This is a genomic window from Streptomyces sp. SID9727 (assembly GCF_010550605.1).
GTDB lineage: Bacteria > Actinomycetota > Actinomycetes > Streptomycetales > Streptomycetaceae > Streptomyces.
In genome coordinates this window covers 24,644-38,993 of the sequence record NZ_JAAGNI010000261.1, presented here as the reverse complement: position 1 = coordinate 38,993, position 14,350 = coordinate 24,644, and the positions used below count along the sequence as shown (strand labels likewise).

Genomic DNA, 14,350 nt, shown 5'->3' with positions numbered 1-14,350 from the left:
CATTGTCGTATCGACGACAGCTGCCGTGGGTGGCGACGGAGGGGAAGTCATGCGGAGCAACGTGGAAGTGATCACGCCCGAGCTGGCCTGCGACTGGTTGCAGCTCAACACCAGGAACCGCCCGCTGAGCAAGGCGTTCGTCCAGCAGCTCACCCAGCAGATCGAGCGCGGAGAGTGGCAGCTCACCCATCAGGGCATCGCCTTCGACGAGCACGGCACCCTGATCGACGGCCAGCACCGACTCGCCGCGGTCGCGAAGGCGGGCGTGCCCGTGCAGTGCGTGGTGACGCGCGGGGTGGCAGAGTCCGCGTTCACCGTGATGGACACCGGCCGCAAACGCAGCGGGCGCGATGCGCTGGCGCTCGCAGGCGAGGAGCACAGCACGCACCTCGCCGCCGCGCTGCGCGGACTACACCTCTACCTGACCGCCCCGGACTCCGCGTGGAGTGGACAGAGCGCCGCCGTCAGCAACGACCTGCTGCTCGCCGTGCTCGACCGGCACTCCGGCATGCGGGACGCTGTCCGCGCGGCGATCCCGATGAACAAGGCATTCCGGATCACCGTGACGGCCGCCGCGGTCGGCTGGTATGCAACCGCCAACGCCCGCCCAGAGCTCGATCAACGCCCCTGGCAGGAGGCGCTGGTGACTGGTGCCGGGCTCCACATCGGTGACCCGCGGCTCACCTTGCGCAACACGCTGCTCAACCTTGCGGCCGGCAAGACGCACCGAAGGCGCGACGACTCGCGCGAGCACCTGCTCTACTACCTCAAGTCCTGGAACGCTTGGGTCGAGGGCCGCGACATGAAGCTGCTCCGGCGCTCACCGGGCGAGACGATGCCGCGCATCTCGCGGCACACCGCGCCGCCACGGTTCGCGGAGGGGGCCTGACAAACGCGGCGCCCTGGCACCGAAGCAGATTCAGGGCAGGTGCATTCATCTGTTCGGCCACGCTGGACCGCTGACGCACACCGTCACGCCTCCGATACCCGAGGTCTCCCTTACCCAAGCAGTCCGAGCTGTTCCTCCTCCGGCAAGGACTCCGTCAGTAGCCGCTGCCAGAGTTGCTCGGCGAGATCGACGAGCGTTCCGTCCTCGCCCAGCACGCCCCACTGCTTTGGCCCCTGAACCGCGCTCCACGCCTCACGCCACTCGGCCTGCTGCCAGATGTGGGTGACCAGGCCGCTCGGCGAGTACCGCCTACCGTCGGCCTCCCAGAGCAGCGGCTTCCTCCGGTCGTTGACCCATGTCGCGTACGCCCGGCGTGGGTCGGCGTTCAGCCAGTCACCGATGGCCTGCTCCTCCGTGGCACTGGGGTGATACATCAGGCGAGTACCGTCCGGAATGCGGTCGTGGTCGATGAGCAGGGTCACGGTGTTGGGTCGCCTGGGCGGCTTGGATTCGGCCCGTTGCTGGTAAGCGGCGAGGTCCCCGGCGTCTGTACCGTTGGCGAGTGCCTGCAGAACAGCGGCGACCAATTTCCGCGAGCGCTCCTCGCTGGCGAAGGTGCTGGTGATGTAACTCCCGGCCCCGAAGAGGTGATCCACGAGCGGGATGAGCTGGGCAAGTGCCGCGCCGACCTGCGCCGGTACGCCTTCCAGAGCCGACTCCCACTCCGAGTCGGGTTCGTCGATTCCCTCCGACCCCACACGCTGGGCGACGATGTGCGCCACCAGGAGTGCACTGCTGTCGGCGATCGAGCCTGGTCGCCCGGTCAGCGTGGACCGCACCTCGTGCAAGGACTCCCGCACACGCCGCATGAGCAGAACGCTGCGCCAGATCTGATAGGCGCTGGGCCGCCGGCCGAAAAGCCGGGTGTAGATCCCCCCGGGGCCGTCCTCCCAAAGCGCATCTGCAGAGCCCCTGACCCGTACCGCCAGCGCCGGGTCCGGGTGGGCGCACGCAAGGGCCGTGGCGGCCTCTCGCACGGAACATCCGAACGCCGGTGACGGTTCGATCTCTCCGCGCTTGAACACGTACTCCTTGTCCAGCGAGAGCCGGAAGTCCTCGCGGATCAGACTCTGCACCGGCTTGATCGCGATGAAGTCGCTGCGCTCCATGTGGTTCTGCGTGTTCGTTGCCTCGGTGATCTCGTCGGCGAACCCTTCCGGAGTTCCCTGCACAGAGATGATCCGCACGGTGACGTATGCTTCGCCCACCGCCTCCTCGTCCTGCTGGAACGCCCTGTGCGCCGACGTGACGGTCTGTGCGCCATTGACGACACTCGCGTTCTCAAGGACGAGCTTGACGGGTTCGCTCGGTTTCTGCTTCGCGAAGAAATGCGGTTCGATCTTGTCGCACTGCACGGTGATGCCGTTATGGCGGTACCAGAAGCCCTGCGGATCCCGGAGAAGACTATCGACAAGCGCCTGATTGACGCCGGTCAGACCCAGCGATCTCCGGACGTTGCGGTCGTACAGCCTCTCGCCGTTGCTGGCGTACCACTGAGCGAGTTCATCCGCCGCCACCAGACCCGAGTACGCCTGGTAGGGGGTCTCCCTGGAGTGCCAGCCCTGAGTCATAGTGGCGGTGAGGGTAATCGGCTCCGGGGTCAGGTCCTCGCGAACGGCGCGATGGAAGTCGGTCTGGCTCAGCACCCGATGCTCGATGGAGCGCGCGTAGCCGCCGAACTCCTGGGCAGCTTCGTCGAGTATGGCCTCGGTCTCAGCGGACAGCTGTCCGTCACCCATGACGGCGATGACGAGAACCACCTTGCAGGTCGGCACATCGAGCACCGACCGAACCCGGTCGGCCAGGCGTCGGAAGCGCTCGTTGAACTGATCGAAGTCCCGGTTGTCGAGCTTCTTCAGACCGTGCACCAGCTTGTGTGCGGCGCTGGTGTCGAAGCCGGCTTTGCCCTTGTCGCTCCATTTGGCCTGAATAAGCCACAGTTCGGGGGCGGAGGCAGAGAATGCCAGAGCGTCGATGCCGAAGTCATCCCGACCGTCGATCACCGACTCGGCGGCTTCCTCTGACGTGCAGTCCGTGAGCATGCGAGCCGCCCTGGCGGACAACGCACGTGAGTTGAAGGCATTCTCACGTTCCGAAGGCTGACGTTTCTCGTAGTCGGCGAGCGAGATCAACGACTCGAACTCGCGCTTCAACGCATCACGCACATGCCTGACTTCCAGCGGCATTGCCTGCCCGCCCTTGACCATCCCTGCCCCCAGTCGCGGTCCTGCGCTAGAACCTTACACATGCTACGAGAGCCCAGGTCGGCAGACCGGAATCAGATCGGTTTCCAGAAGAGCGCTTCATGGGGAGCTGCATCCCGCGGCATACAGGCCCGAGATGTCATGGTCTGCCTCGATGCGGCGTTCCAAGACCTTGGTCCGGCTGGAGATGCAGCGTGCGTAGGTGGCCGGGAGTGGCCACACTGGTGCCGGCCCACTCGGCGGCCTAGGTCACCGGAAATCAAAACCGAGCAGCTGACGTCCGGAGACCATCTCTTTCAGAGTGAAAATGCACAGGTAGGCGCGTGCCACGCGTCCGACATCGGCCAAAGCGTCCGGGGGTGTGCCGGTCGAGTCACACCTTCTCGGCCACCACTCGCGGATGCTTCGCAGTAAGCATCTCGATGTCTTCCACGTCGGAGGTCAGAGTCGTTACCCGGCCCGGATGGGCCAAGGCCGTCGCGCACAGCATGGCGTCGATGGCGTACTTGTGGCCATGGACTCCAGCAGCCCGAAGGAGATCCGCTGCAGACTGGGCAATCGCTTGGGTGACCGGCTCCACGCGCAGGCGGGACAGGGTCCACTTCAGGGCAGCGTCGTTGATCCTCGGGTGGATCACCTCGACGAGGACGGCGGCCGAGGTGATCACTGGGAGGTCCGCCTCGCGGGCTGCCGTCAGCCACTCATGGACGTCCCGGTCTCGCTGAACGGCCTTCGCCAAGCCCTCGCTGCCCAGGATCAGGGCACCACTCACGCGGCAGCCTCGGCCCCGGGCTGAGACCCGGTGAGCTTGGCTCGTTTGGCTGCCACGGCCTCCGGATCGGCCGGGCCGTGGACCATGTCAAACTCTGCAATCAGCTCGTCCAGGTTGTCGCGCTCGATCTGGCGCTGCGCGGCCCGCTCCAGATATGCGGATACGCCGCGCCTGCCCACCCGTTCGCGGATGGCCTGCAGGGTGCCGGCGGTTAGGGACACAGAGATACCGCTACTGGGGCCGTCTCCGGGGAGGAAGTCAGCATCGTCAACCATGAGGCGAGTTTGGCATTCAAAATAGCATAGCGCTACCCGGTTGCGGATCCACACCCAAAAGCGTCGGTCCGGCCGCGTCCGTGGACGCGGCCGGACCGACGATATGCGGCTTCAGAACGTGCGTCATTTGAGCGTCAACAGTCTGCGGAATGCTCTGATGCTGCTAGCCAAGGGGGCGTCGTCCCCTGTTGAAACCGCAGGTCAGGCTGCTTCCGGCAGGCAGCGCCACCCTTCACACGTTGCACGCCCGGAAACGCGTCGAGCAGATGACGGATCAAGAAAACCGCAGGTCAGGCGTCCTTCTTCACCGGCTCCAGGATCGCCACGCACTCGACATGGTGCGTCATCGGGAACAGATCGAACGCCCGCAGCGTCCGCACCCGGTACCCCCCGTCCCGGAAGTACCCCAGGTCCCGTGCCAGCGCCGCCGGGTCGCAGGCCACGTAGGCGATCCGGCGCGCCCCCAGCCCGACCAGCTGCTTCACCGTGGCCTTGCCGGCGCCCGCGCGGGGCGGGTCCAGGACGATGAGGTCGCACTCGGTGATGCCGGTGCGGGGCAGGACCTGGTCGACCTTGCCGTGTTCGATGCGGACGCGGTCCAGGTCCGCCAGGTTGTGGCGGGCGTCCTCGACCGCGCGCTTGCCGGACTCGATGCCGAGGACCGCGCCCTTCTCGCCGATGCGCTGGCCGATGGCGCCGGCGAAGAGGCCGACGCCGCAGTAGAGGTCCAGGGCGGTGTCGTTCTTACGGGGCAGGAGGCCCTGCATGACCGCGCGGACCAGGGTGTTCGCGGCCTGGGGGTGGACCTGCCAGAAGCCGCCGGAGCCGACGCGGTACGTGCGGTCGTCGGCGCGCTCGCGGACGAAGCCGCGGCCGTGGACCCGGTGCACGCCGCCGTCGCGTTCGTCCACGCGGAGGACGGAGACCGGCTTGTCGAGCTCGACCAGGGGCAGACGGCCGCCCGGGCGGGGGGTGAGGATGACCTGGCGGTCGTGGGAGCCGGTGGCGGCGATGGCCTCCACCGTGGCCATCTGGGGCCAGTCCTGCTGCTCGACGCCCAGCTCGGAGACTCCGGGCGCGGCGATCATGCAGTGGTCGATGATCTCGATGTCGTGCGAGCGGTGCTTGCGCAGCCCGACCCGGCCGTCCTCGTCGATCGCGTACTGGACGCGGGTGCGCCAGGCGGGCACCTCGCCCGCCGGGACCTTGTCGCCCTCGGCCGGCATGACCGTGCCGTCCCAGCCCGCCTCCTCCGGGGTGAGGCCCGCGAGGCGCTGGAGCTGTTCGGCGATGACCTCGCCCTTCAGGCGGCGCTGGGCGCCCGGCTTGGCGTGCTGCCAGTCGCAGCCGCCGCACTTGCCGGGGCCGGCGAAGGGGCACGGGGCCGGCACCCGGTCCTTGGACGCCTCGATGATCTCCACCGCGTCCGCGCGCAGGAAGCGCGAGTCCTCGGAGCCGTCGGTGATCCGGGCGACCACCTTCTCGCCCGGCAGCGTGTGGCGCACGAACAGCACGCGGCCCTCGTCCGTGCGGGCGATGCAGTGCCCGCCGTGCGCGACCGGGCCGACCTCGACCTCGTACTCCCGCCCGACCAGCGACTCCGGCTGTGTCTCCCCGGTCTGCGGCGACGTGGATTCGTTCTGCATGAGGGGATGGCTCCAGGGAGGGAAGGGGACGGTCCGCGGGCGGACGACAACAACCTACGAGTCTACGTGCGTGTCGTCCGCCCGCCGACCACCCGCGGCGGTCCCCCGGCTCAGCCCTTCGGCGTCGGTTCCTTGTGCTTGCGCTCCACCGGGCCCCGGCGCACCGAACCCGGAGCGCTCCAGTCGGCCCGCTTGCGGGCGCGCTTCTTCGCGGCTTCGGAGGACTCCAGCTGGTACGGGACCGAGGTGACCATCACACCGGGGGTGAAGAGCAGCCGGCCCTTGAGCCTGAGGGCGCTCTGGTTGTGCAGCAGGTGCTCGTACCAGTGCCCGACGACGTACTCGGGGATGTAGACGCTCACGACGTCGCGCGGGCTCTCCCGGCGCAGGCTCTTGACGTACTCGATGACCGGGCGGGTCACCTCGCGGTACGGGGAGTCGAGGATCTTCAGCGGTACGTTGATGCCGCGCCGCTCCCAGTCCTCCCTGAGCGCCTTCGTCTCGGCCGGGTCCACGCTGATGGAGAGCGCCTCCAGGTGGTCCGTGCGGATCAGCTTGGCGTAGGCGAGCGCGCGCAGGGTGGGGCGGTGGAGCTTGGAGACCAGGACGATCGAGTGGACCCGGGAGGGGCGGATCGACTCGTCCGGCGCCGTCTCGTCGGCGGCGATCTCCTCGGCGACCCGGTCGTAGTGCTTGCGGATCGCGGTCATCGTGCCGAAGAAGATGACCATGCCGAGCAGCGCGACCCAGGCGCCGTGGGTGAACTTCGTGGCGAGGACGACGACGAGCACCAGACCGGTGAAGAAGGCGCCGAAGGTGTTGATCGCCCGGGAGCGGATCATGTGGCGGCGCTTGGCCTGGTCCTTCTCGACGGCCAGATGGCGGTTCCAGTGCCGGACCATGCCGGTCTGGCTGAGCGTGAAGGAGACGAACACGCCGACGATGTACAGCTGGATGAGCCGGGTCGAGTCGGCCCCGTAGATCACGACCAGCAGGATCGCGGCGCCGGCCAGCAGCACGATGCCGTTGGAGAAGGCGAGCCGGTCGCCGCGGGTGTGCAGCTGGCGGGGCAGGTAGCGGTCCTGGGCGAGGATCGAGCCGAGGAGCGGGAAGCCGTTGTACGCGGTGTTCGCGGCCAGGAAGAGGACGAGGGCGGTGGCGGCGGCGAGGATGACGAAGAAGAACGTGCCGTCGCCGAAGACCGCGGCCGCGACCTGCGAGATGACCGGGTCCTGGACGAAGCCCGCGCCGACCGGGCTGCCGTTGCTGATCAGGTCCTTCGCCGGGTTCTCCGCCATCTTGACGTCGGTGGCCATGGCGAGGCCGATGATGCCGCAGAACATGGTGACGGCGAGCAGACCCATCATCGCGAGCGTGGTCGCGGCGTTCTTGCTCTTCGGCTTGCGGAACGCGGGCACGCCGTTGCTGATCGCCTCGACCCCGGTGAGCGCCGCACAGCCGGAGGAGAAGGCCCGCAGCAGCAGGAAGACGAGCGCGAATCCGGCCAGGCCCTGGTGCTCGGCCTTGATCGTGTAACCGGAGGTGGGGGCGTGCATGGTGTCGCCGAGGACCAGTCCGCGGAAGGCGCCCCAGACGATCATGATGAAGACGCCTGCCACGAAGAGGTAGGTGGGGATGGCGAAGAGCTTGCCGGATTCCTTGACCCCGCGCAGGTTCATCAGGGTCAGCAGGACGATGGCGGCGACCGCGCACCCCGTCTTGTGCTCGACGACGAAGGGGATCGCGGAGCCGAGGTTCTCCACGCCTGAGGCGATCGACACGGCCACGGTCAGGACGTAGTCGACCAGCAGGGCGCTGGCGACGGTCAGCCCGGCCTTGGGACCGAGGTTGGTGGTGGCGACCTCGTAGTCGCCGCCGCCGCTCGGGTAGGCGTGGACGTTCTGCCGGTAGGAGGCGACGACCGTGAACATCAGGACCACGACCGCGACCGCGATCCAGGGACTGAAGTGGTACGCCGACACACCCGCGATGGACAGCACGAGGAGGACTTCTCCGGGTGCGTACGCCACCGAGGACAGCGGGTCGGATGCGAAGACGGGGAGGGCGATGCGTTTGGGGAGGAGCGTCTCCCCCAGCTTGTCGCTGCGCAGGGCCCGTCCGATCAGGATCCGTTTGGGCACGTCGGTCAGTTTGGACACGCAGAGGATCGTAAGGGTTCCGTATGGGCCCCGCCCCCGCCGCACGGGCGTGGCCCGCCAATCTCCTGCACTCGGCCGGAAACGCCACGGAATCCTTAACGCAATCCTTGCGCCGCGCCGCCGGGAGGCGCCCCGGGCACGTCGTCTTTGCCACACCCTCACCGGGATGCGCACACTCGGATGAGGCGACGCGGCCCGCGCCGCATAAGCTCGTAACCGGGCGACGGGACATCCCGTTGCCCCGTTGTCTGCCCGGCCAGCCGAGGAAAGAGTGTGAGCAGGGTGTTTTCGCAGGTCAGCCGGAAGACCAGGACTGCGAGGTAGGCGCAAGGTGCACATCGTCATCATGGGCTGCGGGCGAGTGGGAGCCGCTCTCGCGCAGACCCTGGAGCAGCAGGGGCACACGGTCGCCGTCATCGACCAGGACCCCACGGCGTTCCGGCGACTCGGTTCCGGGTTCGGCGGCCGTCGCGTCACCGGGGTCGGGTTCGACCAGGACACGCTGCGCGAGGCGGGGATCGAGGAGGCCGGCGCGTTCGCGGCGGTGAGCTCCGGCGACAACTCCAACATCATCGCGGCCCGCGTGGCGCGCGAGATGTTCGGCATCGAGAACGTCGCGGCCCGCATCTACGACCCCCGGCGCGCCGAGGTGTACCAGCGTCTCGGCATCCCGACGGTCGCGACGGTGCGCTGGACGGCGGACCAGATGCTGCGCCGGCTGCTGCCGTCGGGCGCGGAGCCGCTGTGGCGCGATCCGAGCGGCGGGGTGCAGCTCGCGGAGGTGCACACCACGCCGTCCTGGATCGGCCACAAGATCAGCACGCTCCAGGAGGAGACGGGCGTGCGCGTCGCCTTCCTCACCCGGTTGGGCGAAGCCATACTGCCGTCGTCGCAGACGGTGCTCCAGGAGGGCGACCTCGTCCACGTGATGATGCGCACGGACGAGATCGCGAAGGTCGAGGCGGCCTTCGCCGAGGGCCCCGAGGAGGACGGTCACTGATGCGTGTCGCGATTGCCGGGGCCGGTGCGGTGGGGCGTTCCATCGCGGGCGAGCTGCTGGAGAACGGGCACGAGGTGCTGCTCGTGGACAAGGCGCCGACCGCCATCTCGGTGGAGCGGGTGCCGATGGCCGAGTGGCTGCTCGCGGACGCCTGTGAGATCACGTCGCTGGACGAGGCGGCGCTCCAGCGCTGCAACGTCGTGATCGCGGCCACGGGCGATGACAAGGTGAACCTGGTCGTCTCGCTGCTGGCCAAGACCGAGTACGGCGTGCCGAGGGTCGTCGCCCGGGTGAACAACCCGAAGAACGAGTGGCTGTTCAACGAGTCGTGGGGCGTCGATGTGGCGGTGTCCACGCCGCGTCTGATGTCGGCGCTGGTCGAGGAGGCGGTGAGCGTCGGCGATCTGGTCCGGCTGCTGCGCTTCAGCCACGGCGACGCGAACCTGGTGGAGCTGACCCTGCCGCCGGAGTCGGCGCTGGCGGGCACCCAGGTCGGGGAGGTCGCCTGGCCGGAGGACACCTCGCTGGTGACGATCATCCGGGGTCAGCGGGTGCTGACGCCGAGCCCGGAGGAGAGCCTGGAGGCCGGTGACGAGCTGCTGTTCGTCGCCGCGCAGGCGCGCGAGGAGCAGTTGGAGGACCTGCTGTCGGTGCGCCGGGGCGACCCGGAGGCGTAGCGCATGTGAGAGGGGCCCCGTCACCAGCGGTGACGGGGCCCCTCTCGTACGTTCAGAACTCCTGGCCCCTGGCCGCTTCGGCGGCGGCCGCCTTACGGGCCTTCTCGGCCTCCTCCTCCGCCTCCATCTCGGCGAACACGTCGATGGGCGGCGGTGCCTTGGCGAGGAAGACCCAGGTCAGGTAGACCGCGAGCAGGAACGGCGGGATCTTCAGGGCGACCAGCACCCAGCCGAGCTGGGTGGTGTCGGCCCACCAGTACAGCGGGAAGAGGACCGCGCACTTGGCGAGCAGGATCAGCCCCCAGGCGTAGCTGGCCTTGGTGTACGCCTTCTTGCGGCCGGGGTTGCGGGTGCGCCAGGAGAGGTTCTCCTTGAACACCGGGCCCAGGATGAGGCCGATCAGCGGCAGGCCGGCGACGGCGCTGACCAGGTAGGCCAGGGCGAGGCCCAGGGTGTAGAGCATGCCCGGGAGGTAGAAGTCCTTGGCGTTGCCCGTCATCTTGGCGAAGACCACACCGAACGCCACGCCGAAGACGCCGCTGAAGGCGTGCTTGACGGTGTCCTTGCGGACCAGCCGCACGACCACGAGCGCCAGCGACATCGCCAGGGCCGCGATGGCCGAGGCGGTGAGGTTCTTGTTGATGGTGAAGATCGTGACGAAGAGCAGCCCGGGGAGAACCGTCTCCACCATGCCCCTCACGCCGCCGAAGGCTTCGAAGAGCGCGGCCTCGGTGACCGCCCTGCTGTCGGCCTCCTGCTGGTCGGTGGTGCGGTCCGTGTCGGACGTCGGCTTGTCGAGAGACGTCACCGGCTACTCCTTGCCGAGCGGTCGGAGTTCGTATTTGGGGTTGAACAGCACCCGGCGGCCGTGGCTCATGGCGATCCGGCCGGAGGCGATGAGCTTGCGGCCCGGTTCTATGCCCTGGATGGAGCGGCGGCCGAGCCAGACCACGTCGAGCGGTGCGGTGCCGTCGAAGAGCTCCGCCTCCAGGGCGGGCACTCCGGCACGCGGCCGCAGGGTGACCGTCCGCAAGGTACCAGTGACCTTCACGATCTGGCGGTCGGTGCATTCGGAGATCCGGGTGCACCCCGACGCCTGCGAGTCCTCCTCCAGCTCCTCGCACTCCAGGTCCTCCTGGGAGCTGGAAAGCCGGTCGAGCATGCGCCGGAAGCGCCCGGAGGGCCGGTCGCCCTTGTGGGGCTTCGCGGATCGAGGAACAGCACTCATACCCGAAGGGTACCGGTCCCGCGAGGTCATGGCGGGTGGCCGCCGTCTCACCCGTACGGAGGACGAGCGCGGGCCCGTCCGCCGGTTTCAGGCGCGCTCGAAGCGGTAGCCCATGCCGGGTTCGGTGACGAAGTGGCGGGGGTGGGAGGGGTCCGCTTCCAGCTTCCGCCTGAGCTGGGCCATGTAGACGCGCAGGTAGTTGGTCTCGGTGCCGTACGAGGGCCCCCAGACCTCCTGGAGCAGCTGGCGCTGGCTGACGAGCCGGCCGCCGTTGCGGACCAGGACCTCCAGCAGGTGCCACTCGGTGGGGGTGAGGCGTACGTCGCGGCCGGCGCGGTGGACCTTCTTCGCGGCGAGGTCAACGGTGAAGCCCTCGGTCTCCACGACGACGACCTGGTCGCCCCCGTCCTGGCCGACCGGCTCGGCCCGGCGCACCGCGGCCCGCAGCCGGGCCAGCAGCTCGTCCATGCCGAAGGGCTTGGTCACGTAGTCGTCGGCCCCCGCGTCCAGCGCCTCGACCTTCTCGTCGGACGTGTGGCGGGCCGAGAGGACCAGGATCGGGACCCGGGTCCAGCCGCGCAGGCCCCGGATCACGTCGACGCCGTCCATGTCGGGCAGCCCGAGGTCGAGGACGACGACGTCGGGGTGGCGGGCGGCGGCGAGCTGCAGGGCGGTGGCCCCGTCGGGCGCGGCGTCCACCTCGTACTTGCGCGCCTTCAGGTTGATCACGAGGGCGCGTACGATCTGCGGCTCGTCGTCGACCACAAGCACCCGGGTCATCGGGGTCCTGCCTTTCTGCTGGGCGTACGTCGGTGCGGGAGGGTCCGGGCGGTTCACGAGGTGATCCGCGCGGGGAGGCCGGGGGCGGCCGGGGCGTGGCCGGGTGCCGCCTTGAGGGTCAGGACCATGGTGAGGCCGCCGCCCGGGGTGTCCTCGGCGTCGAGCGTGCCGCCCATGGACTCGGCGAAGCCCCGGGCCACCGCGAGGCCGAGCCCGACCCCGGCGCCGCGCGGGGCGTCCCCGTAGCGCTGGAAGGGCTCGAAGATGCGCTCCTTGCCCTCGTCGGGGACGCCCCGGCCGCGGTCGGCCACGCGGAGTTCGACGCGGGCGCCGAGCGCGCTGGCCGCCACGGTGACGCGGTCGCCGTCGGGGCTGTACTTCACGGCGTTCTCCACGATGTTGGCGACGGCCCGCTCCAGGAGGCCGGGGTCGACGGCGACCATGGGCAGGATCTCGGGTATGTCCAGGTCGACGCTGCCCTCGGGGACGCCGCCGAGGGCCATGGGCACCACCTCGTCCAGGTCGATCTCCCGGATGAGCGGGGTGACCGTGCCGGTCTGGAGGCGGGACATGTCGAGGAGGTTGCCGACGAGGTGGTCGAGGCGGTCGGCGCCGGCCTCGATGCCTTCCAGGAGTTCCGCCTCGTCGTCGTCGGACCAGGCGACGTCGTCCGAGCGCAGGGAGGAGACGGCGGCCTTGATCGCGGCGAGGGGCGTGCGCAGGTCGTGGCTGACGGCGGCGAGGAGCGCGGTCCTGATGCGGTTGCCCTCGGCGAGTCTGCGGGCCTCCTCGGCCTCGTCCACCAGCCGCTGGCGGTCCAGGACGACGGCGGCCTGGGCGGCGAAGGCCCCCAGCACCCGGCGGTCCTCGGCGGGCAGCACCCGGCCGGTCAGCGCCAGGGCCATGTGGTCGCCGACGGGCATGTCCACGTCGGCGTCCTCGGGCCGGGCGGCCGGGGCCGGGCCGACGCTGCCGGCGCAGGTCCAGGGGTCGACGTCGCTGCGGCGCTCCAGCAGGGCGACGGACCCCATGCCGAAGGTCTCCCGGACCCGGTCCAGGAGCGCGGCGAGCGTGGTCTCGCCGCGCAGCACGCTGCCGGCCAGGAACGACAGGATCTCGGACTCCGCGCGCAGCCGTGCGGCCTGGTGGGTGCGGCGGGCGGCGAGGTCCACCACGGAGGCCACCGCGACGGCCACCGCGAAGAAGATCACGATGGCGACGAAGTTCTCCGGGTCCTGGACGGTGAGGGTGTGGGTGGGCGGGGTGAACCAGTAGTTCAGGAGCAGGGAGCCGCCCGCGGCCGCGGCGAGGGCGGGCAGCAGTCCGCCGATGAGGGCGGCGGCGACGGTCATGAAGAGGAAGAGCAGGACGTCGTTGGCGAGTCCGGGGCCGGATTCGAGGGCCTTGAGGAGCACGGCGAGGAGAACCGGGCCGCCGACGCCGACCACCCAGCCCCACATGATGCGGGCGCGTCCCAGGCGGGCGCCGCGGGCGATGGGCAGGCCCCGGCCCTTGGCGACCTCGTCGTGGGTGACGATGTGGACGTCGAGGTCGGTGCCGGACTCGCGGGCGACGGTGGCGCCGACCCCGGGTCCGTAGATGTACTGCCAGGTCTTGCGGCGGCTGGAGCCGAGGACGATCTGGGTGGCGTTGACGCCCCGGGCGAACTCCAGGAGCGCCGAGGGTATGTCGTCGCCGATGACGTGGTGGAAGGTCCCGCCCAGGTCCTCCACGAGGGTGCGCTGGACGGCCAGCTCCTTGGGCGAGGCCGAGGTCAGCCCGTCGCTGCGGGCGATGTAGACGGCCAGGATCTCGCTGCCGGAGCCCTTGGCCGCCATCCGGGCGGCGCGGCGGATGAGGGTGCGGCCCTCGGGGCCTCCGGTGAGGCCGACGACGATGCGCTCGCGGGCCTGCCAGGTGGTGCGGATGTTGTGCTCGCCCCGGTACTGCTGGAGGTATTCGTCCACGCGGTCGGCGACCCAGAGGAGGGCCAGCTCGCGCAGGGCGGTGAGGTTGCCGGGGCGGAAGTAGTTGGAGAGGGAGGCGTCGATCCGGTCGGGCTTGTAGATGTTGCCGTGGGCCATGCGGCGGCGCAGGGCCTCGGGCGACATGTCGACCAGTTCGAGCTGGCCGGCCCGGCGGACGACCTCGTCGGGCACGGTCTCGCGCTGGCGTACACCGGTTATGGACTCGACCACGTCGCCGAGGGACTCCAGGTGCTGGATGTTGACGGTCGAGACGACGTCGATGCCGGCCTGGAGCAGTTCCTCGACGTCCTGCCAGCGCTTGGCGTTGCGGGAGCCGGGCACGTTGGTGTGGGCCAGCTCGTCCACCAGGACGACGGCCGGGGCGCGGTCGAGTACCGCGTCGATGTCCATCTCGGTGAAGACGGCCGAGCGGTGCTCGATCTCGCGGCGGGGCACCACTTCGAGGCCGTGCAGCAGCGTCTCGGTGCGCGGGCGGTCGTGGTGCTCGACGAAGCCGACGACGCAGTCGGTGCCGCGTTCGACGCGCCGGTGCGCCTCGGCGAGCATCGCGTACGTCTTGCCGACGCCGGGTGCCGCACCGAGGTAGATCCGAAGTTTGCCGCGCGCCATGGCCCCATTGTCTTCCGAAACCGGCGGCTGCCGTCGTGGCAGCCATGGTTCGAAAGTACCTGG

Annotated in this window: 12 protein-coding genes; 3 read left to right on the top strand and 9 right to left on the bottom strand. The window is 69.5% G+C overall.

Annotated features, from left to right (window positions below; genetic code table 11):
* Window positions 1–49: 49 nt before the first annotated feature.
* Window positions 50–889, top strand: a complete 840-nt coding sequence (locus tag G3I41_RS16870; RefSeq protein WP_164401041.1) for a hypothetical protein — start codon at window positions 50–52, stop codon at window positions 887–889.
* A gap of 110 nt (window positions 890–999) precedes the next feature.
* Here the strand turns inward: G3I41_RS16870 and G3I41_RS16865 are convergent, their stop codons facing one another.
* The 5 genes from G3I41_RS16865 to G3I41_RS16845 all read right to left on the bottom strand — a co-directional run bounded on the left by G3I41_RS16865 (window position 1,000) and on the right by G3I41_RS16845 (window position 8,005).
* Entirely contained in the window at window positions 1,000–3,135 is a 2,136-nt protein-coding gene (locus tag G3I41_RS16865; protein WP_164401040.1) for an AIPR family protein, read from the bottom strand.
* Between the two features lie 391 nt (window positions 3,136–3,526).
* Window positions 3,527–3,925 (bottom strand): PIN domain-containing protein, encoded by a 399-nt coding sequence (locus G3I41_RS16860; RefSeq protein WP_164401039.1) that lies wholly within the window; start codon window positions 3,923–3,925, stop codon window positions 3,527–3,529.
* On the bottom strand, window positions 3,922–4,200 hold the full coding sequence (locus G3I41_RS16855) for a hypothetical protein (protein WP_164401038.1): 279 nt from the start codon (window positions 4,198–4,200) through the stop codon (window positions 3,922–3,924). Before G3I41_RS16855 ends, G3I41_RS16860 begins: the two co-directional genes overlap by 4 nt.
* A 290-nt stretch (window positions 4,201–4,490) precedes the next feature.
* Window positions 4,491–5,846, bottom strand: coding sequence for a class I SAM-dependent RNA methyltransferase (locus G3I41_RS16850; protein WP_164401037.1), 1,356 nt, complete (start codon window positions 5,844–5,846; stop codon window positions 4,491–4,493).
* A gap of 110 nt (window positions 5,847–5,956) precedes the next feature.
* A complete protein-coding gene (locus G3I41_RS16845; RefSeq protein ID WP_164401036.1) occupies window positions 5,957–8,005 on the bottom strand; it encodes an APC family permease in 2,049 nt (682 codons plus the stop codon).
* A gap of 331 nt (window positions 8,006–8,336) precedes the next feature.
* On the opposite strand from G3I41_RS16845, the gene G3I41_RS16840 reads away from it, so the two are divergent.
* Together G3I41_RS16840 and G3I41_RS16835 are read left to right on the top strand one after the other, a co-directional pair.
* On the top strand, window positions 8,337–9,005 hold the full coding sequence (locus tag G3I41_RS16840; protein ID WP_164401035.1) for a TrkA family potassium uptake protein: 669 nt from the start codon (window positions 8,337–8,339) through the stop codon (window positions 9,003–9,005).
* On the top strand, window positions 9,005–9,682 hold the full coding sequence (locus G3I41_RS16835) for a TrkA family potassium uptake protein (protein WP_164401034.1): 678 nt from the start codon (window positions 9,005–9,007) through the stop codon (window positions 9,680–9,682). Before G3I41_RS16840 ends, G3I41_RS16835 begins: the two co-directional genes overlap by 1 nt.
* Window positions 9,683–9,734: 52 nt before the next feature.
* Here the strand turns inward: G3I41_RS16835 and G3I41_RS16830 are convergent, their stop codons facing one another.
* From G3I41_RS16830 to G3I41_RS16815, 4 genes are all read right to left on the bottom strand, one after another.
* A complete protein-coding gene (locus tag G3I41_RS16830; RefSeq protein ID WP_164401033.1) occupies window positions 9,735–10,490 on the bottom strand; it encodes a DUF3159 domain-containing protein in 756 nt (251 codons plus the stop codon).
* A 3-nt stretch (window positions 10,491–10,493) separates the two neighbouring features.
* Window positions 10,494–10,910, bottom strand: a complete 417-nt coding sequence (locus G3I41_RS16825; protein WP_164401032.1) for an OB-fold nucleic acid binding domain-containing protein — start codon at window positions 10,908–10,910, stop codon at window positions 10,494–10,496.
* A gap of 87 nt (window positions 10,911–10,997) precedes the next feature.
* The gene (locus tag G3I41_RS16820) at window positions 10,998–11,690 is read right to left on the bottom strand and encodes a response regulator (protein WP_164401031.1); all 693 of its coding nucleotides are present in this window, start codon (window positions 11,688–11,690) and stop codon (window positions 10,998–11,000) included.
* Between the two features lie 53 nt (window positions 11,691–11,743).
* The gene (locus G3I41_RS16815) at window positions 11,744–14,287 is read right to left on the bottom strand and encodes an ATP-binding protein (protein ID WP_164401030.1); all 2,544 of its coding nucleotides are present in this window, start codon (window positions 14,285–14,287) and stop codon (window positions 11,744–11,746) included.
* Between the last annotated feature and the right edge of the window lie 63 nt (window positions 14,288–14,350).

Bases quoted from the DNA above. Each gene is read 5' to 3' on its own strand.
- G3I41_RS16870 (WP_164401041.1), top strand. From the start codon at position 50: ATGCGGAGCAACGTGGAAGTGATCACGCCCGAGCTGGCCTGCGACTGG.
- G3I41_RS16865 (WP_164401040.1), bottom strand. From the start codon at position 3,135: ATGCCGCTGGAAGTCAGGCATGTGCGTGATGCGTTGAAGCGCGAGTTC.
- G3I41_RS16855 (WP_164401038.1), bottom strand. From the start codon at position 4,200: ATGGTTGACGATGCTGACTTCCTCCCCGGAGACGGCCCCAGTAGCGGT.
- G3I41_RS16850 (WP_164401037.1), bottom strand. From the start codon at position 5,846: ATGCAGAACGAATCCACGTCGCCGCAGACCGGGGAGACACAGCCGGAG.
- G3I41_RS16835 (WP_164401034.1), top strand. From the start codon at position 9,005: ATGCGTGTCGCGATTGCCGGGGCCGGTGCGGTGGGGCGTTCCATCGCG.
- G3I41_RS16825 (WP_164401032.1), bottom strand. From the start codon at position 10,910: ATGAGTGCTGTTCCTCGATCCGCGAAGCCCCACAAGGGCGACCGGCCC.
- G3I41_RS16820 (WP_164401031.1), bottom strand. From the start codon at position 11,690: ATGACCCGGGTGCTTGTGGTCGACGACGAGCCGCAGATCGTACGCGCC.
- G3I41_RS16815 (WP_164401030.1), bottom strand. From the start codon at position 14,287: ATGGCGCGCGGCAAACTTCGGATCTACCTCGGTGCGGCACCCGGCGTC.